Raw genomic sequence first — 17,467 nt, 5'->3', positions numbered from 1 at the left:
TCTGTTCGCATTTGTCACGTGTATGCCGTGTCCGCGTCAGCCTAATGGACACGCGCGGCGGACAGCACACCAGCACGCGTTCGCGCGGCGGAGCCGCACGCGTCAAGGTCAGACGTGATCAGTGGGCGTCCTCGGGATGCCGCTCCTCCGTCGCGTACGGGTTCTCCTGACCTTCTGCCAGGACCCCGACGAACGGCTCGCCCTCCCCCGCGAAGGTGTAGGCACCGCCCCGGATGCGTGCGATGAGACCCCGGGTCCACTCGGCGCCCGAGTCCGCGGAGTCGATCCAGAAGTTCATGATCTCGCCGATGTGGCCGAACTGGCCGGGGCCCTTCTCGGGCGCGTAGTAGTCGGTGATGCCCTCGCGCCACGCCCCGATGGCGCCCACTCGCTTCTCCAGGAGTCCGAGCACCTCCTCGCGCTCGAGGTCCACCATGAAGCCGAGCGCGGCGGAGAGCACGTCCGGCTTCTGGTGGAAGGCGGCGAGGGACTCCCGCAGCAGCTTGAGGAACTCCTCGGTACCGGCCTCGGTGATCGTGTACTCCGTGCGGGGCGGCCCGCCGACCGTGGAGGGGGCGATCTCGTGCGCGAGCAGCAGTCCCTGTTTCGCCATCTGCTTCAGGGCGTGGTAGATCGAGCCGGGCTTGGCGTTGGACCACTCGTGCGCGCCCCAGTACTCCAGGTCGTTGCGCACCTGGTAGCCGTGGGCCCGCCCGTGCTGGCGCACGGCGCCCAGCACGAGAAGACGGATCGCTGACATGGGCCCAGCGTAGAACCACGCCGGGTCATCCCCAGCTGGAGCCCTGTTCCTTCGCCACCAGTTCGAAGGCGGTGGCGCCGTCCAGGGACTCACGGATGATGTCGGCGTGACCGGCGTGCCGGGCCGTCTCCCGGATGAGGTGGAGGGCCAGCCAGCGCAGGGAGACCCGCTCGTTCGGCGGGAACCAGGGCTCGTCGGGCAGCGGGAAGGTGTCGTCGAGGCTGGGGGCCGTCCGGACGAACGACTCCGTCTCCGCGGCGACCTTCTCCCAGTACGCCAGCTGCGACTCCACCGTCTCGTCGCCGACCAGGGTGAAGCACTCGTGCCAGTTGGACCGGTCCCGCTGCACCGCCGGCTGCTCGTCCTTGGCCTTGGCGATCCACCACTGCTCGACCTCGATGACGTGCTTGAGGAGGCCGGCCAGGGAGAGTTCGCTGGCGCTGGGCTTGGTGGAGGCCTGCTCGTCGGTGAGCCCGAGCACCGAACGGCGCAGGCCGCCGCGCTGTTCCGCCAGGAAGGCGAGCAGCGCCCCCCGCTCGTCGACCGCGTCCGCCGCCGGCACGTGCGTGACCATGACCGTCACCTTTCGTCGGTGCTGGGCCCGGGAGGCCCTCTGACACAGACAAAAGTACGGGCCCTTTAGGACAGGTGCTGTCCTCAAGGGCCCGCCTCGGCAGAACTTCCGGAAACGGCTCCGGAATCAGAGCTGGAAGATCCATGAAGAATCTTCTGGAAGAGGAATCTTCCAGAACTTCTAGAAGGGGAAGAAGCTCCGCTTGTGCTGGACGGAGATCCACTTCTGGGTGGTGAAGGCGTCCACCGTCGTCTCGCCGTTCAGCCGGCCGATGCCGGAGTGCTTCTCGCCGCCGAAGGGGACGAGGGGCTCGTCGTGGACGGTGCCGTCGTTGACGTGGAACATGCCGGTGTCGATCCGCTTGGCGAAGTTCACGCCCCGCTCGACGTCCCCGGTGTGGACGGCGCCGCTGAGGCCGTACGGGGTGTCGTTGACGATGCGGACGGCCTCCTCCTCGCCGTCGAAGGGGATGAGGAAGGCGACCGGGCCGAAGACCTCCTGCTGGAGGAGGGCGGAGTCGGCGGGGACGCCGGTGAGGACGGACGGCTCGACCAGGTTGGCGGTCGTGGTGCCGTGGACGAGCGCGGTGGCGCCCTCCGCGAGGGCCTGCTCGACGACGCCCGTCAGGGAGTCCGCCTGGGAGGAGTTGATGACCGGGCCGATGACCGTCCGCGGGTCGCTCGGGTCGCCGACCTTCAGGGTCTTCACCTTGGCGACGAACTTCTCGGTGAACTCGGCCTGGACCGAGCGGTCGACGAGCACGCGGTTGGCGGCCATGCAGACCTGGCCCTGGTGGACGTAGCGCGAGAAGACGGCCGCGTCGACGGCGTAGTCGATGTCCGCGTCGTCGAGGACCACCAGCGCGCTGTTGCCGCCCAGTTCGAGGATGGTGCGCTTGAAGTGCTGGGCCGCGACGGTGGCGACGTGGCGGCCGACCTTGTCGGATCCGGTGAAGGAGATCAGCTTGGGGATCGGGTGCTCGATGAAGGCGTCGCCTATCTCGGCGATGTCGGTGACGACGACGTTGAGCAGACCGCCCGGCAGGCCCGCCTCCTCGAAGATCTTGGCGACCAGCGTGCCACCGGTGATCGGGGTGTTCTGGTGGGGCTTGAGCACCACGCCGTTACCGAGCGCGAGGGCCGGGGCGACCGACTTGATGGACAGCAGGAACGGGAAGTTGAAGGGGCTGATCACACCCACGACACCGACCGGGACCCGGTAGAGGCGGTTCTCCTTGCCGTCGATCGGCGAGGGGATGATCCGGCCCTCGGGGCGCAGGGCGAGCTGGATCGACTCGCGCAGGAACTCCTTGGCGAGGTGCAGCTCGAAGCCGGCCTTCAGATGCGTACCGCCGAGCTCGGCGATGATCACCTCGGTGATCTCCTGCTCGCGTTCCTCGATGACCCGGAGGGCCTTCTCGAAGACCGCGCGCCGCGCGTAGGCGTTGACCTCCGCCCATCCCTTCTGGGCTGCCCGGGCCGCCTGGTAGGCCTCGTCCACCTCGTCGACCGTGGCTATCGTGATCGACGCGAGTTTCGCGTCGTCGTACGGGTTGAAGTCGATGATGTCCCAGGAGCCTGTGCCTGGGCGCCACTCGCCGCCGATGTACTGCTGGGCCAGGTCGGTGAAGTAGGACGACATGTGATCCTCAATCAGTCGGCATCGATCAAGATTGATCACCCGTCATCGTACTGGTGAGTAAGGGGAGTTGGAGAGTTACGCGGGAGACTTGGTGAAGACTCTCAGGATCCCGGGAAGCCCGGGAGGGCAGGAAGGGCGGAGAGGGCAGGAAGGGCGGAGAGGGCGGGAAGGGCGGGGATGACCGAGACGCGGTCGCTCCTGGATTGCCGAGAGGGCTCCGGGGACATCGCTCAGGAGAGCTGGATCAGTCCCCTGAGGAGGTCGCGGCTCTCCGCCGGGGACGGGCTGTCGTCCTGGAGCTGCTTCATGGCCCGCTCGTACTGCGTGACGTCCTCGCCCTTGTCCAAGTACAGGGCGCTGGTGAGCTGTTCGAGGTAGACCACGTCGGAGAGGTCGGACTCGGGGAAGCTCAGTACGGTGAAGGCGCCGCTCTCTCCGGAGTGGCCACCGAAGCTGAACGGCATGACCTGGAGCACCACGTTCGACCGCTCCGAGATCTCGATCAGGTGCTGGAGCTGACCGCGCATGACGTCCCGGTCGCCGTACGGCCGACGCAGCGCGGCCTCGTCGAGGACACAGTGGAACTCGGGGGCGCTCTCGGACACCAGGTACTTCTGGCGCTCCATACGCACGGCGACCCGCTTGTCGATCTCGGCCGCGCTCGCGCCCTTCATGCCACGGGAGACGACCGCGTGGGCATAGGCCTCGGTCTGCAACAGGCCGTGCACGAACTGGACTTCGTAGCTGCGGATGAGGTGGGCCGCGGCCTCCAGGCCGACGTAGGTGGGGAACCAGCTCGGCAGGACGTCCGAGTAGCTGTGCCACCAGCCGGCGACATTGGCCTCCTTGGCCAGGGAGAGCAGGGAGGTGCGCTCGGCCTCGTCGGTGACGCCGTAGAGGGTCAACAGGTCCTCCACGTCACGGGTCTTGAAGCTGACCCTGCCGAGTTCCATCCGGCTGATCTTGGACTCGGAGGCGCGGATCGAGTACCCGGCCTTCTCCCGGGTGATCCCCTGCGACTCGCGCAACCGCCTGAGGTGTGAGCCCAGCAGCATCCGCCTCACCACCGACCCGCTCGATTCACCGGCGCCCACGTTCGTCCAGCCTCCCCAACTTCTTCAAGGGCCGCAGTCTGCCACTAAACCACTCCGATCCGCACTCGCCCGGTTACAGAAATGGAAAGTCTTCAACCTCTGTGACGGATGAGGTGCGGGAGGAGAGAAGGGAGTGTGGCGGAGGCGAGCGGCGAAGAACACCCCGAGGACACAGAAAAGCGACAGCGAGTCGACAGTCGGCGTGCAGGGCCGGAAAAGAAGGGGGCAGAAGAAATGTCCAGCAAGCGGCATGGGAAGGTCCATTTCGGGCGCGTGCACGTGCATCTGCCCTTGCATCTGCTCTACGCATCGGAAACCATGGTCCCGCGCCACCGCTGCTGCCTCGCAACGACCGCGATCACGGGGAGTGCCTCGCATGGGGACGAATGGATCGACCATGCTCGAACCCTTACGGCAGGGACTTCCGCCACTTGATCCCGCGACCGTGTCCGGCGCCGCGTCCTGCGCGCTGCCGCCCCGCTATGAAGCGGTGCGCGAGGCGAGGCAGTTCACCCGCGGCACGCTCAACCAGTGGCGGATGAGCGAGCACTTCGACGACGTCTGCCTCGTGGTCTCGGAACTCGTCACCAACGCCCTGCGGCACGGCCTGCCCACGGGCGATGGACCGCGCACGCCCCAGGACCCGCCCGTACGGCTGCACTTGATGCGCTGGACCGAGCGGCTCGTGTGCGCGGTGCGGGACCCCAGCCACGACAGCCCGGTCGCGGGCGACTCGGAGGACTTCTGCGCGGAGTCGGGGCGCGGGCTGTTCCTGGTCGACTCGTTCGCGGACAGTTGGGGCTGGCACCCGCTCGGGGGCGCGCTCAGCGGCAAGGTGGTGTGGGCGCTGTTCCAGGTGCCGCCGGCGCCGGGCACCCCGGCCGAGTCCGCCTACTGACGAACCGCGACGCTTTTCGGCGCCGCGGTTCTACGCGTGTCACATCGGCCATCGGCCGGGGCCCGGCGAGGCGGGGCAGTCAGCCGACCAGGTGGTCGAACTCGCCGTCCTTGACACCCAGGAGCATCGCCTCGATCTCGGCGCGCGTGTAGACGAGCGCCGGGCCGTCGGGGAAGCGGGAGTTGCGCACCGCCACCTCACCTCCGGGCAGCCGGGCGAACTCCACGCAGTTGCCCTGCGAGTTGCTGTGCCGGCTCTTCTGCCAGGCCACCGCGTGGAGCGCGGTCAGCTCCGTCGCGGCGATGCCGTTGTACACGTCATCCACGCCGTACACGTCGTGGTCCACAGGTCGCTCCCCGGGGTGGTGCAGTGGTGCGCTGATGCGCATGGGTACTGGTGTGGCTGGTATGGCTGATGTGGCTGCTGTTACCAGCGAGGCCAGCGTTGCCGGCGACGTTCACCGATGCCGTGATGCCGATGCCAGTGATGCGTGATGCCAGTGATGTCAGTGATGCAGCGGTCAACTGCCCCCGGATCATAGCTTCGTTCATGTGCCGATGCATGAACCGATGCACGTGCATGTGCACAAGCAGATGCACGTGCACGGGGGGTGGTCTCGCGGTTACACCATTGAAGAGACGTAAGACCGGGCGTTCCGTTCCCTCCCCGGCTCATGTCGTCCTGGTTCATGCCCCATGTCCCTCCCTACGGGGCCGGGGACCGGGTGGTTCAGGGCGGCGCGGCGGGTGGGCGCAGGATGGCGGGAAACAGAGGGTGCGGGGGCCTGTCACGGCATGACTCGGCCCCGGGGAGGTCATGGAGCCTCCCCGGGGCCGGGTGGGGGGGGTGGTGCGGCAGTGGGGGGTGGGATCGGAGTGGGGGGTGGAATCGTCAGCGGGAGGAGTACGGCAGGAGGGCCATCTCGCGGGCGTTCTTGATGGCACGGGCGAGCTGTCGCTGCTGCTGGGCGGTGACGCGGGTGACCCGTCGGCTGCGGATCTTGCCGCGGTCGGAGATGAACCGCCGCAGCAGGTCGGTGTCCTTGTAGTCGATGTACGTGATCCCGGCCTGCTCCAGCGGATTGGGGCGGGGCTTGACGGGCTTGCGCTCCGGCTTGCGGGCCATGGCGGGTCAGACCTCCAGGAAGGTGTCGAAGGGGCGAGGCAGCCGCTCCCAGGCGGCGCGCCCGGCGGCGTACTCGGCGTCGGTGAGCAGACAGGACTCCAGGAGTTGTTCGAGTCCGTCGCGGTCCAGGCCCGGGGAGGTGAAGACCAGGTGCTGGCAACGGTCGCCGTGTTCCGGGTGCCAGTCGAGGGCGGCGGCGGCCCGGCGGACCGGGGGGACCATGTCCCATGCGGCGTCCGGGAGCGAGGCGAGCCAGGGGCCGACGGACTCCACGCACAGGGCTCCGCCGGCCGCGTCCCAGTGGAGCAGGGTGTCGGGCCGTTCGGCCAGCCAGAACCGGCCGCGGCTGCGGGCGGCGGCGCAGCAGAGGTCTTCGAGGGCGGCGTAGAGCCGTTCCGGGTGGAAGGGGCGGTGGCGGCGCCAGACGAGGGTGGTGACGCCGTGTTCGTCGGCGTCGGTGGGCAGGAGGGCGCAGGCGGGGTGTTGGGCGGCTGCGGCCGCGTCCACGTCGAAGCCTCCGGCGAGCGCGGCTTCGACCAGGCGCCCTCGGGGGTGGGGCGCGCTGTCGGATGCGAGTGCTTCGTGGCTGGTCGCGCAGTTCCCCGCGCCTCTTTTCGGGCCTGCGGCCCGGCCGGGGTGTTCGGCCCGTTCCGGGGCAGCGACCTCGCCGCCGATGGGCACCTTCAGTGCTGTCGGGTGGAGTTGGGCCAGGAGGGCCCTGTCCTCGTCGTCGGCCTCCTCCGAGTCGAGTACGGCCAGGATCGGGGCGTACTCGAGTTGGCGGGCGAAGGTGTCGGCGACGGTGCGTTGGTCGGTGGCGGCCGCGGCCAGGCCCCGGTCGGCGAGGTCGTCGCCGTTGCCGAGGTAGGGCAGGAGGAGGGCGGGGTCGACGGCGGTGATGACCGAGGTGAGGGTCAGGCCGCCGGCCGCGATCACCTCGGCCATGGCCTTCGGCTCCACCGAGTCCCAGAGTTCCACGACGGCGAGGCGGGTCAGGCCGGCGTCGGCCAGGCGCTCCAGCTCGGGGACGAGGTCCTCGCGCAGGGCGCAGCACGCGCAGTCGTTGACGAGCGGGGTCTCGCCGGCGGAGATGAGGCCGGCGGCGTCCCGTACGGTCCGGACGACCTTGGCGTCCGGACCGTCGGTGGCATCGGAGAGGTCGTGGTGCAGCGCGACGCTGCCCGGGACCCCGGCGAGCAGCGCCTCGACGGCGGCCCGCCGGGCGTCGGCGTGCAGCCCGCCGACGAGCGCGACAGACAGCTGGGTCACGTCGGTCAGCCCCGCTTCTTCCCGGCGCCGTACCGCTTCTCGAACTTCTCCACGCGGCCCGCCGTGTCCAGCACGCGCGCGGTGCCCGTGTAGAAGGGGTGGCTGACGTTCGAGATCTCGACGTCGACCACCGGGTAGGTGTTGCCGTCCTCCCACTCGATCGTCTTCTCGCTCGTCATCGTCGAGCGGGTGAGGAAGGTGTGGTTCGCGGCGCGGTCACGGAAGACGACGGGCCCGTACTGCGGGTGGATGTCCTTCTTCATCGTCGGTCAGCGCTCCTCTCGGAAGTCGACGTGGCGGCCGACCCTCGGGTCGAACTTGCGCAGCGTCAGCCGGTCCGGGTCGTTCCGGCGGTTCTTGCGGGTGACGTAGGTGTAGCCGGTGCCGGCCGTGGACCGGAGTTTGACGACCGGCCGGAGTTCGTTGCGTGCCATGCTGGTACCTTACTGAAAATGAATTCCATTTACATCATCGAGATCGAGAGAGGTGCATCACCTTGTCCGCCCACTGCATGCTGACCGGCGCCCAGCCCGGCTTCGGCAACCGCATCTCGCACTCCCACCGGCGTACGTCCCGCCGCTTCGACCCCAACATCCAGTCCAAGCGGTACTGGCTGCCCAGCGAGAACCGGCATGTGCGGCTCCGGCTGAGCGCGAAGGGGATCAAGACGGTGGACGTCATCGGCGTCGAGGCCGCCGTCGCGCGGATCCGTGCCCGTGGTGTGAAGGTCTGAGGGGCTGAGGAACCGATGGCGAAGAAGAGCAAGATCGCTAAGAACGAGAAGCGGCGGGAGATCGTCGCGCGGTACGCCGTCCGGCGTGCCGAGCTGAAGGAGATCATCCGGCGGCCGTCCTCGACGGAGGCCGAGCGCGTCGCCGCCCGGGAGGAGCTGGCCCGGCAGCCGCGCGACGCCAGCGCCACTCGCGTCCGCAACCGGGACCAGGTGGACGGACGGCCGCGTGGCTATTTTCGTACGTTCGGGTTGTCCCGTGTGAGCCTCAGGGAGCAGGCGCACGCCGGGTTCCTGCCGGGGGTGCGGAAGTCGTCCTGGTAGGGGGCGGAGTGCGGCCGCCGGCCGGGGTCGTGCTGGCAGCCGCCGGGTGGGCCCGGGGTGGGGAGTCGTACTGGTAGCCGCCGGGTGCGCTGTGGTCGTCGTGGGTCTCCGGGCTCTCGGGCCCTCGGACGTTCTTCGCGGGTTCGCGGGTTCGCGGGTTCGCGGGTTCGCGGGTTCGCGGGTTCGCGAGTTCGCGGGTTCGCGAGTTCGCGGGTTCGCGGGTTCGCGGGTTCGCGGAACCCTCACGGTTCCCGGCCGTCTGGCGGCGGGGCCCTCCTGGTAGCTTGCCGCTGTCGCGGCGGCGACAGGATCTGGCCACACCTTTGGGAGACCTCCAGTGACTACGGCGATGACGGCACGGCCTGCGACCAGAGCGACCTCCGCGCGCCGGCGTATGCGCGTCGCGGCCATGGCGGCCGGTCTCACGGCCGCGCTCGTGCTGACCGGGTGCAGCAGTGATGACGGCGACTCCGCGGCCAAGGAGCCGTCGGCCGCCCCGACGGCGTCGAAGGACGGGGGCAGCGGCGGTTCCGGGGGCTCCTCCGGCGCCGAGACCGAGCTGCAGGGCAACTGGCTGGCCACGACCGGGGGCAAGCCGGTCGCCCTGTTCGTCAACGGCGAGGAGGTCGCGGTCTTCGTGGACAAGTCGGTCTGCGGCGGCAAGATCTCCAACGAGGCGAATATGCGGATGATCAGCCTCAAGTGCCAGGACGGCAGCGACGACCGCACCGAGGGCATGGTGGACAAGGTCAGCGCCAAGTCCCTCACGATCACCTGGGAGGGCGGCGTCGGCGAGGAGACGTTCCAGAAGGCCGAGGGGACCCTGCCCTCGGGACTGCCGACGGATCTGCCGACGGATCTGCCGACGGCGGGCGCCGGCTCGTGAGCGGGTCCGCGCCGGGGTGCGGTCGTGAGGGGGCCTGCGGCGGACGCTGGCCCTGAGCGGGCCCGCCGCGAACGCTTGGTCCTGAGCGGGCTGGCGGTCGGCACTCGATCCTGAACGGGAACGCAGCGAACGCTCGCTCCTCAACGGGCCCGCGGTCGGCGTCCGGTCGGAGCGGGAGCGCGGCGAACACCCGCTCCTGAACAGGCCTGCGGCCGACGCTCGTTCGTGAGCGGACCTGCGGCGAACACTCGCTTCTGAGCGGGCTCGCCGTCCGTGTCCTGTCTTCGGTCGTGCGCAGTGGCGGCGTCGGGTCATGGAGCATGCCCATGGGCCGGTGTGAGGTTGTGGGTCGTGCCTGCGGTGGGGGCACGCATCGTGGATCATGGTCGGGCGGGGCCGCGGAACCTCCGGGTGGCGCGGCCTGTCCGGTCTCCACTCCGCTCCGGCTGCGACAGCCACGAACCTCACGGGAACCCCATGCGCACCGCTCCGACCGCCCTCGCCGCCGCCCTTCTCGCGGCCCTCACACTGACCGCCTGCAGCAGTGGCGACGGGGACGGCGGAGGTGACGACGGCAAGACGAGTGCGGCCCCCGCCGAGAGCGGGAAGGGCGCCGCCGCCTGTACGGCCGCGAAGGCGAGCTTCGAGATCGGGCCCAGCAGTGCCGCCCCGGCCGCCGGTGACGAGGGTGCCGTGCCGGTCACCGTCACCAACAAGAGCGGCGCCGCCTGCGTGCTGAAGGGCACCGCCGACGTCGAGATGACCGTCGGCGAGCGTTCCTGGCCGGTCGGAGCGCAGCAGGGGGTCTCCAAGGACACCGAGGTGACGGTCGAGGACGGCCAGGCGGTGAGCTTCGCCATCTCCTATGTGCGCGGGGTCGCCGGTGACGCGAAGAAGGGCGCCACCGTGGACAAGCTGAACTTCCGCCTGCCCGGAGACAGCAAGGTCAACAGCTACGACTGGCCGGACCCCGAGATCGCGTTCACCTCGGGAGGCACGCTGGAGGCGAAGGTCGGCCCCTTCCTGCCGGTGGGCGACTGAGTCACGGCAACCGGGGGCGGACTCCCATCCGGGCCCGGTCGGCCGCTTCCGCGCCCTCCTGCCAGCCGGCGGCGTCGCTGACGCCCCGTACACGCGTGGTGACCGTGTTCGGGAAGAGGTGGGCGAAGCGGTCATGGACGGCGACGTCGCGGGCGGCGAGGACGGGCAGCAGGTCCCGTTCCACGGCACCCGGCCCCCCGGATTCCGTGGCCCGCGCCTCCGCCACCTGGGCCTCGGCCGCCGCCGCCAGACGGTCGCCCATGCGGTGGGCGTAGGCGGCCAGGAAGGACTGCCGGAAGGTCTTCGTCCGTCTACGGCCCCCCTTGCGCTGGGCGGCCTCCGCCTTGGTCATGGCGGTGGTCGCCTGGACGAGGAGCGAGGTGTGGAGCAGTTCGACCACCTCCAGATCGGCCTCGAAACCGACGACCGTCGAGAAACCCAGCGCCTCGTTCCACACGGCCTCACACCGGTTGGCGCGCGCCACCGCGTCGAGGAGCACCGCCTTCGCCGTCTCGTACGGCGCGTCCACACCGATACGGCAGGCGCCGGGCGCCTCCTCGGCGTGGGTCCGGGCGGCGAGCAGCGCCTCGTCGATGCTGTGCCGCGCCATCAGCTCCTGCGCCTTCGCGCTGAGCGCCTCCGCCTCCTCCGGGAACCCGGTGGCCTCCGCCTTGGCGAGGAGTGCGCGGATCCGGGTGAGCATGCGGGATTCGGGGTGGTGGTGCCGGGTGCCCGCGCCGGTCTCCTGGGGGCGGTCCAGCGGTTCGAGGGTGGGCAGGCGCAGGAGGAGGCGGTACAGCTCCAGGGCGGTGGTGGCGTGCGAGAAACGGTCCGTGCGGGTGCGGTGTGCGGCGACGTCCCTGACCTCGTCGAGCTGCGCGGCCCAGCGGGGGCTCCTCGACTGCCGCGGTCCCGGGGGCGTCCGCTCCTCCTCCTCGACGATGAGCCGCGCCAGGAGGCGTACATGCTCGTCCTCCAGCTCGCGCCGCGCGAACCGTACGACGTCGGCGGGCTGCCAGCCACGCCGCCAGGCCCCGGCGACGAACTCCCGTCCGCGCCGGGCCAGTTCCTCGTCCGCCTCCGGGTCGGCGGCGAGCAGGGAGGCGCCGGTGTCGAGGGCGGCGTCGGTGTCTGCGTAGAGGGCCGCCTCGAAGGCGCGGTCCACCGTGCTGGTCGTACTCACGTGTTCGATCGTGTCATGAGGGCGGAGGACGATGGTCGCGGGCGGTGATCGCGGGCGGGGTAGGGCTGGCCCTACCCTCGGGACGCCCTCCAGGGGTCGTGTGCGGGAAGGCGGTGGACGGTTGGCTTGAGGCATGACCACGACAGATGTGACTGAGGGAACGGCGGGGGACGCGGCCGTACGCGTACGGGGCCTGCGACGCGCGTACGGGGAGGTCGCCGCCCTGGACGGGGTGGACCTGGACTTCGGGGCCGGGACCTTCACGGCGGTGATGGGACCGTCGGGTTCGGGGAAGTCGACGCTGTTGCAGTGCGCGGCGGGGCTGGACCGGCCGTCGGGTGGGACGGTGAGGGTCGACGGGGTCGAGCTCTCCGGGATGAGCGAGCGGCGGCTGACGCTGCTGCGCCGGGAGCGGATCGGTTTCGTGTTCCAGGCCTTCAACCTGCTCCCCTCCCTCACCGCCGCGCAGAACGTCGCCCTGCCGCTGCGGCTCGCCGGCCGACGGGTCTCGCGTGGCGCTGTGCGCCAGGCCCTCGCCCGGGTGGGGTTGGCCGAGCGGGCCGGGCACCGGCCGGCCCAGTTGTCCGGCGGGCAGCAGCAGCGGGTCGCGCTGGCCCGTGCGTTGATCACCCGCCCGGCGGTCCTGTTCGGCGACGAGCCGACGGGTGCGCTGGACACCACGACGAGTGGTGAAGTGCTGTGCCTGCTGAGGGAGTTGGTGGACCGCGACGGCCAGACCACGGTCATGGTCACACACGACCCGGTGGCCGCGTCGTACGCGGACAGGGTGGTGTTCCTCGTCGACGGGCGGGTGAGCGGGGAGCTGGTCCGGCCGTCGGCGGAGGCGGTGGCGAGGCGAATGGCCGGGCTGGAGCGGAGGGTCGAGGCGACCGGGGCCGGGACCGCCTCGGCCGCCGGAGCCACGGGGGCGGCTGGGACCGCCGACCATGTGATCTTCGGTGGTGTGACGTGCTGACCTTGTCGTCGTTGCGTACGCGGTGGGCCGCGCTGCTCGGGGCGTTCGTCGCCGTGGCGCTGGGGGTCGGGGTGATGACCGCCATGGGGCTCGGGCTGGCGGCAACGCTGGACCCGCCCGCCCGTGCGCCGGAGCGCTTCGCCTCCTCCCCCGTCGTGGTGGCCGGCATCGACACGCTCACCGTGGAGGTGCGGCGGGGGCCGGGCACGGCCCGGGTGTCGCAGAAGCTGGCGCATCCACACCCTGTGGACGAACGACTGCTGGCCGAACTGCGGAAACTGGGGCCGGTGACACCGGGCGCGGCAGGTACGACGGGCGCGGCAGGTACGACGGGTGGGACCTCCGCTGGAGTCGACGCGGTCGGTGTCGACGCTCCCGTCGCGGACGTACGGGCGGTGGTCGGTGACCGGGCCCGGGTGCTGACCGGTGACGCGCGGCGGCAGGTGGATCCGTCGTACGAGCGGGACGCGGAGGCGTTGGTCGCCGCCAACGCCCTGCTGGGTACGGCGGCCGGGGTCACCGCCTTCGTATCGGTGTTCGTGACGGCGTCCACGTTCGCCTTCGTGGTGGCCCTGCGCAGGCGGGAGTTCGGGCTGCTGCGGATGGCGGGCGCGACGCCGGGTCAGGTACGGCGGCTGCTGCTCGGGGAGGCCGTGGCGGTAGGGGTCGTGGCGTCCGGTGCCGGGTGCGGGTTGGGGGCTTGGGGAGCACCGTCGCTGGTACGGGAGCTGGTGGCCGGCGGGGTGGCGCCGACGTGGTTCGCGGTGCCGGGTGCGGTGGTGTGGCCGTACCACGTGGCCTTCTGGACCGGGGTGTCGGTCGCGCTCGCGGGGGCTTGGGTGGCGGCGCGGCGGGCCGGGCGGATCGGGCCGGCCGAGGCGTTGCGCGAGGCGTCCGTGGACACGGGGGTGCTGCCGCGTTCTCGCCGGGTGATCGGTTTCGCCCTGCTGGCGGGCGGACTCGGGCTGCTGGCTTGGAAGTTGGGGACCGAACCCGCCGACCTGCTGAAGCGGAAGACGTACACCACGCAGCCGATGCTGCTGATCACGGCCGCCGCCGCACTCGCCCCGCTGCTCGTCCGTCCGGTCGTACGGCTGGTGGGCGCGGCGCTGCCCGGCGCCACCGGCCTGCTGGTCCGCGAGAACGCTGCCACGTCCGTACGCCGTACCGCCGCCGTCGCGGCGCCGGTACTGGTGACCGTGGCGCTGGCAGGGTCGCTGCTGGGGGCCGCGGGGACGGTCGCGGGGGCGAAGTCGGCGGAGGCGGAGACGCGGACTCGGGCGGACTTCGTCGTGACGGACGGGTCGGAGGATCGGGCTGAGTCCATCGCCGGGGTGACCGTGGCGGGGTCGGCCTCGACCGCCGTGTACGCGGTGGAGGAGGGCAGCGCGCTCGTGCGGTCCGACGCTCGGGCGGTGACGGATGTGGCGGCGTTCGCGTCGGTGACGCGGCTGCCCGTGGTCGCCGGTGATGTGCGCGATCTCGACGACCGGTCGATCGTCGTGAACGAGGAGTGGGAGCGGCACGAGGTCGGCCAGACCGTGCCGGTGTGGCTCGGGGACGGGCGTCCGGTACGGCTGCGGATCGTGGCGGTGCTCGCACGGGGCACCGGGGACAACGGGGCGTACGTGACGGCCGCGAATGCCGGGGGCGGTGTGGTGGACCGGGTCGATGTGCGGGTGGGGCCCGGGGCGGACCGGACGGCGGTCGGGGCGGCACTGGAGCGGGCCTTCGAGGGAACGGGCGGGACGGTCCGGTCGGCCGAGGAGTGGCTCGCGGCGAACCGTCCCGGGACCAAGGCGCACACCCGGCTGGGGTTCGCGGTGGTGCTGGGGATCGCCCTCGTGTACGCGGGGATCTCGTTGGCCGGGACGTTGTTGATGGCCACGTCGGCGCGGGGCACGGAGCTGCGGTCACTGCGGCTGGCGGGGGCGACTCGGGGGCAGGTGCGGGTGGTCGTGCTGGGTGAGGCGCTGGTCGCGGTCGCGGTGGGGGTGGTGCTGGGGGTGGCCGTCACCGCGGTGAACCTGGCGGGGGTGGCGGGTGCGTTGGGGGCCTTGTCGGCGCCGGTGGGGGTGGTGGTGCCGTGGGAGGTGGTCGCGGGATGTGCCGGGGCGTGCGCTGCGCTTGCCGCGGTCGTGGCGGCCGGGGCGGCGAGGGCACGGTGAGGGCGCGGTGCGGGGGCGGCGAGGGACGCAGATGTCAACCTCGGGTTGACACCCCCCACCTGTCAACCTACGGTTGACGCATGACGACGAACCCGCGGGTCTCCGCCTCCATCCGCCTCGACGACCTCATCGAAGCCATCAAGAAGGTCCACCCGGAACCTCTCGACCAGCTCCAGGACGCGGTGATCGCCGCGGACCACCTCGGTGACGTGGCCGACCACCTGATCGGTCACTTCGTGGACCAGGCCCGGCGTTCGGGCGCGTCCTGGACGGACATCGGCAAGAGCATGGGGGTGACACGGCAGGCCGCACAGAAGCGGTTCGTGCCGAAGGGCGAGGTGGACCTCGACCCCAGCCAGGGCTTCAGCCGCTTCACCCCGCGCGCCAGGAACGTCGTGACGGCCGCCCATAACGAGGGCAAGGCCGCCGGCAACACCGAGGGCCTCCCGGCCCACCTCGTCCTCGGTCTCCTCGCCGAGCCGGAAGGCCTCGGAGCCAAGGCGATCGCCGCGCAGGGCGTCACCTACGAGGCGGTGCGGGAGGCCGCCGCGGCGGCCCTGCCGCCGGCCTCCGCCGAGGTCCCCGAGCTCATTCCCTACGGCTCCGAGGCCAAGAAGGTCCTCGAACTCACCTTCCGCGAGGCCCTCCGCCTCGGCCACAACTACATCGGCACCGAACACATCCTGCTGGCACTGCTGGAGTTCGAGAACGGCAAGGGCATCCTGACCGACCTGGGCATCACCAAGCAGGCCACCGAGGCGGACGTGGCGGAGGCGCTGCGGGCGGTGGTGGAGGGGCAGGAGCAGGAGCAGGAGGGACAGTGAACGGCCTTCCCGGACTGGCCGCCAGGATCTCCGCCGCCGACGCCGACGACGCCGCACTCCTGTCCGTCTGCGCCGATGAACGGGCGCCCCTTCTCACCGCCGTCATGCCGGACGGCGACGGAGTGGTGCGGGCCCGCTGGTAGGCCCCGGCCCAGCTCCCGAGGCATGACGTGCGTCATTGTCAGACCCCCCTGTCACACTCGCACCCATGACCGACCGGTGGGTGCTCGCGGCGACCGAGGAGGGTGGGGTGGAGGTCGCCCCCCTCGGAGTGGACGGCGTGCTCGCGGGGCCGGTCGTGCGGGAGCCGGATCTGGTGGAGGCGGTGCGGCGGCGGGGGCCGGAGGTCGGGCGGTGGGTCTGGCGGGCTACCGGGGAGGTGTATCCGCGGCTGCTGGCCGGGGGCGTCAGGGTCGAGCGGTGTTATGACGTCGAGGATGCCGAGAGTCTGCTGCTCGGGCATGAGGGGCGGCTCGGGGAACCACGGTCGGCGGCCGCCGCCCTCGCCCGGCTGCGTCACGCCCCCGTTCCGCCGGATCCGCCCCTGCGGTCGGCCGAGCCCGGGGCCCAGCCCTCCCTCTTCGAGCCCCGGCCCGTCCATGTCCCGCTCGCCGATCTCGTCGAGGTGTACGCCGACCAGCAGCGGCGGCACGACGCCACCGCCCATCCGGACCGGATGCGGCTGCTGACCGCCGCCGAGTCGGCCGGGATGCTCGTCGCCGCCGAACTGAATCGCGCGGGGCTGCCGTGGCGGGCCGATGTGCACCGGGAGGTGCTGCACGAGATGCTCGGGGAGCGGTACCCGGGTGGGGGTGAGCCACGACGGCTCGCCGAGCTGGCCGAGGAGGTGTCGAACGCCTTCGGGCGGCGGGTGCGGCCCGATCTACCCGCCGATGTCGTCAAGGCCTTCGCGCAGGCGGGGGTGCGCATTCGGTCCACCCGGCGCTGGGAGATCGAGGGCGTCGATCATCCGGCGGTGAAGCCGTTGCTCGCCTACAAGCGGCTGTACCGGATCTGGGTCGCCCACGGATGGTCATGGCTGCAGGACTGGGTGCGGGACGGACGGTTCCGGCCGGAGTTCCTCGCGCACGGCACCGTCACCGGACGATGGGTCACCAACGGCGGGGGCGCCCTGCAGATCCCCAAGGTGATCCGCCGTGCCTGTGTCGCCGACCCCGGCTGGCGGCTCGTCGTCGCCGACGCCGACCAGATGGAACCCCGGGTGCTGGCCGCCATCTCCCTTGACCCCGGGCTGATGGAGGTCGCGGGCCGCGCCACCGACCTCTACCAGTCCGTCTCCGACCGCGCCTTCGCCGGCGACCGGGCCCAGGCCAAGCTCGCCGTGCTCGGCGCCGTGTACGGGCAGACCTCCGGGGACGGCCTGAAGAACCTCGCCGCGCTGCGCCGCCGGTTCCCCAGGGCCGTTCAGTACGTCGACGACGCGGCCCGCGCGGGCGAGGAGGGCCGACTCGTACGGACCTGGCTCGGGCGTACGTGCCCACCGGCGGCCGGAGCTTCTGACGCGGCGGGTGAGGAGGCGGGCATCCCGCAGGCCGACGGCGACCTCGAACCGACGGAACAGGGGCGGGGGCAGGCGAGCGAGTGGGTGCCCGGGTACGCCTCCACCAACGCCCGCGCCCGGGGCCGCTTCGCCCGTAACTTCGTCGTCCAGGGCAGCGCCGCCGACTGGACCCTGCTTCTCCTCGCCGCCCTCCGCCGCGCCCTCGACGGCATGGCCGCCGAACTGGTCTTCTTCCAGCACGACGAGGTGATCGTGCACTGCCCGGTGGAGGAGGCCGACGCCGTCGTCACCGCCATCCGTGAGGCCTCGGAGCTGTCGGGGCGGCTGACGTTCGGGGAGACGCCGGTGCGGTTTCCGTTCACGACGGCGGTGGTGGAGTGCTATGCCGACGCCAAGTGACGACGGAGGTCCGATCGGGGCGACCGGCCCCGACCGGGCGACCGGGACGACCG

Annotated in this window: 20 protein-coding genes; 10 read left to right on the top strand and 10 right to left on the bottom strand. The window is 71.3% G+C overall.

Annotated features, from left to right (window positions below):
• Window positions 1–118: 118 nt before the first annotated feature.
• From ACFY9I_RS36530 to ACFY9I_RS36515, 4 genes are all read right to left on the bottom strand, one after another.
• Window positions 119–760 (bottom strand): helix-turn-helix transcriptional regulator, encoded by a 642-nt coding sequence (locus ACFY9I_RS36530; protein ID WP_391009970.1) that lies wholly within the window; start codon window positions 758–760, stop codon window positions 119–121.
• Between the two features lie 25 nt (window positions 761–785).
• Window positions 786–1,334: a DUF664 domain-containing protein gene (locus ACFY9I_RS36525; protein ID WP_391009968.1), complete on the bottom strand. Its 549-nt coding sequence runs from the start codon at window positions 1,332–1,334 to the stop codon at window positions 786–788.
• Between the two features lie 180 nt (window positions 1,335–1,514).
• Window positions 1,515–2,975, bottom strand: coding sequence for an aldehyde dehydrogenase family protein (locus tag ACFY9I_RS36520; protein ID WP_391009966.1), 1,461 nt, complete (start codon window positions 2,973–2,975; stop codon window positions 1,515–1,517).
• Between the two features lie 230 nt (window positions 2,976–3,205).
• On the bottom strand, window positions 3,206–4,030 hold the full coding sequence (locus tag ACFY9I_RS36515) for a Scr1 family TA system antitoxin-like transcriptional regulator (RefSeq protein WP_391009964.1): 825 nt from the start codon (window positions 4,028–4,030) through the stop codon (window positions 3,206–3,208).
• Between the two features lie 436 nt (window positions 4,031–4,466).
• On the opposite strand from ACFY9I_RS36515, the gene ACFY9I_RS36510 reads away from it, so the two are divergent.
• Entirely contained in the window at window positions 4,467–4,967 is a 501-nt protein-coding gene (locus tag ACFY9I_RS36510) for an ATP-binding protein (RefSeq protein WP_391009961.1), read from the top strand.
• Between the two features lie 79 nt (window positions 4,968–5,046).
• Here the strand turns inward: ACFY9I_RS36510 and ACFY9I_RS36505 are convergent, their stop codons facing one another.
• From ACFY9I_RS36505 to rpmG, 5 genes are all read right to left on the bottom strand, one after another.
• Window positions 5,047–5,313, bottom strand: a complete 267-nt coding sequence (locus tag ACFY9I_RS36505) for a DUF397 domain-containing protein (RefSeq protein WP_391010126.1) — start codon at window positions 5,311–5,313, stop codon at window positions 5,047–5,049.
• A gap of 545 nt (window positions 5,314–5,858) precedes the next feature.
• Window positions 5,859–6,092, bottom strand: coding sequence for a 30S ribosomal protein S18 (gene rpsR, locus ACFY9I_RS36500; RefSeq protein WP_391009958.1), 234 nt, complete (start codon window positions 6,090–6,092; stop codon window positions 5,859–5,861).
• 6 nt (window positions 6,093–6,098) lie between these two features.
• The gene (locus tag ACFY9I_RS36495) at window positions 6,099–7,361 is read right to left on the bottom strand and encodes a GTP-binding protein (protein ID WP_391009955.1); all 1,263 of its coding nucleotides are present in this window, start codon (window positions 7,359–7,361) and stop codon (window positions 6,099–6,101) included.
• A 5-nt stretch (window positions 7,362–7,366) separates the two neighbouring features.
• The gene (locus ACFY9I_RS36490) at window positions 7,367–7,624 is read right to left on the bottom strand and encodes a type B 50S ribosomal protein L31 (RefSeq protein ID WP_391009952.1); all 258 of its coding nucleotides are present in this window, start codon (window positions 7,622–7,624) and stop codon (window positions 7,367–7,369) included.
• A gap of 6 nt (window positions 7,625–7,630) precedes the next feature.
• Window positions 7,631–7,795 (bottom strand): 50S ribosomal protein L33, encoded by a 165-nt coding sequence (gene rpmG, locus ACFY9I_RS36485; protein ID WP_037702495.1) that lies wholly within the window; start codon window positions 7,793–7,795, stop codon window positions 7,631–7,633.
• Between the two features lie 62 nt (window positions 7,796–7,857).
• On the opposite strand from rpmG, the gene rpmB reads away from it, so the two are divergent.
• The 4 genes from rpmB (at window position 7,858) to ACFY9I_RS36465 (ending at window position 10,342) form a co-directional block, all read left to right on the top strand.
• Window positions 7,858–8,094 (top strand): 50S ribosomal protein L28, encoded by a 237-nt coding sequence (gene rpmB, locus ACFY9I_RS36480; RefSeq protein ID WP_189785547.1) that lies wholly within the window; start codon window positions 7,858–7,860, stop codon window positions 8,092–8,094.
• A 15-nt stretch (window positions 8,095–8,109) separates the two neighbouring features.
• Window positions 8,110–8,415, top strand: coding sequence for a 30S ribosomal protein S14 (gene rpsN, locus ACFY9I_RS36475; protein WP_391009949.1), 306 nt, complete (start codon window positions 8,110–8,112; stop codon window positions 8,413–8,415).
• A gap of 349 nt (window positions 8,416–8,764) precedes the next feature.
• Window positions 8,765–9,301 (top strand): hypothetical protein, encoded by a 537-nt coding sequence (locus tag ACFY9I_RS36470; protein ID WP_391009947.1) that lies wholly within the window; start codon window positions 8,765–8,767, stop codon window positions 9,299–9,301.
• A 477-nt stretch (window positions 9,302–9,778) separates the two neighbouring features.
• Window positions 9,779–10,342 (top strand): DUF4232 domain-containing protein, encoded by a 564-nt coding sequence (locus ACFY9I_RS36465; RefSeq protein WP_391009945.1) that lies wholly within the window; start codon window positions 9,779–9,781, stop codon window positions 10,340–10,342.
• A gap of 1 nt (window position 10,343) precedes the next feature.
• Here the strand turns inward: ACFY9I_RS36465 and ACFY9I_RS36460 are convergent, their stop codons facing one another.
• Window positions 10,344–11,525, bottom strand: coding sequence for a DUF2786 domain-containing protein (locus ACFY9I_RS36460; protein ID WP_391009942.1), 1,182 nt, complete (start codon window positions 11,523–11,525; stop codon window positions 10,344–10,346).
• Window positions 11,526–11,658: 133 nt separating this feature from the next.
• Between ACFY9I_RS36460 and ACFY9I_RS36455 the strand changes: the two genes are divergently transcribed.
• From ACFY9I_RS36455 to ACFY9I_RS36435, 5 genes are all read left to right on the top strand, one after another.
• Window positions 11,659–12,501, top strand: a complete 843-nt coding sequence (locus ACFY9I_RS36455; protein WP_391009939.1) for an ATP-binding cassette domain-containing protein — start codon at window positions 11,659–11,661, stop codon at window positions 12,499–12,501.
• The gene (locus tag ACFY9I_RS36450; RefSeq protein ID WP_391009936.1) at window positions 12,495–14,669 is read left to right on the top strand and encodes an FtsX-like permease family protein; all 2,175 of its coding nucleotides are present in this window, start codon (window positions 12,495–12,497) and stop codon (window positions 14,667–14,669) included. The genes ACFY9I_RS36455 and ACFY9I_RS36450 overlap by 7 nt, the downstream gene beginning before the upstream one ends.
• 80 nt (window positions 14,670–14,749) lie before the next feature.
• The gene (locus ACFY9I_RS36445) at window positions 14,750–15,493 is read left to right on the top strand and encodes a Clp protease N-terminal domain-containing protein (RefSeq protein ID WP_391009934.1); all 744 of its coding nucleotides are present in this window, start codon (window positions 14,750–14,752) and stop codon (window positions 15,491–15,493) included.
• Window positions 15,490–15,636, top strand: a complete 147-nt coding sequence (locus ACFY9I_RS36440) for a hypothetical protein (protein WP_391009932.1) — start codon at window positions 15,490–15,492, stop codon at window positions 15,634–15,636. Before ACFY9I_RS36445 ends, ACFY9I_RS36440 begins: the two co-directional genes overlap by 4 nt.
• Window positions 15,637–15,701: 65 nt before the next feature.
• Window positions 15,702–17,414: a bifunctional 3'-5' exonuclease/DNA polymerase gene (locus ACFY9I_RS36435; protein WP_391009929.1), complete on the top strand. Its 1,713-nt coding sequence runs from the start codon at window positions 15,702–15,704 to the stop codon at window positions 17,412–17,414.
• Window positions 17,415–17,467: the final 53 nt, after the last annotated feature.

It is taken from the genome of Streptomyces sp. NPDC012510 (genome assembly GCF_042955065.1).
Lineage (GTDB): Bacteria > Actinomycetota > Actinomycetes > Streptomycetales > Streptomycetaceae > Streptomyces.
The sequence above is the reverse complement of the archived record's forward strand: the minus strand, read 5'-3'. Positions and strand labels throughout refer to the sequence as shown.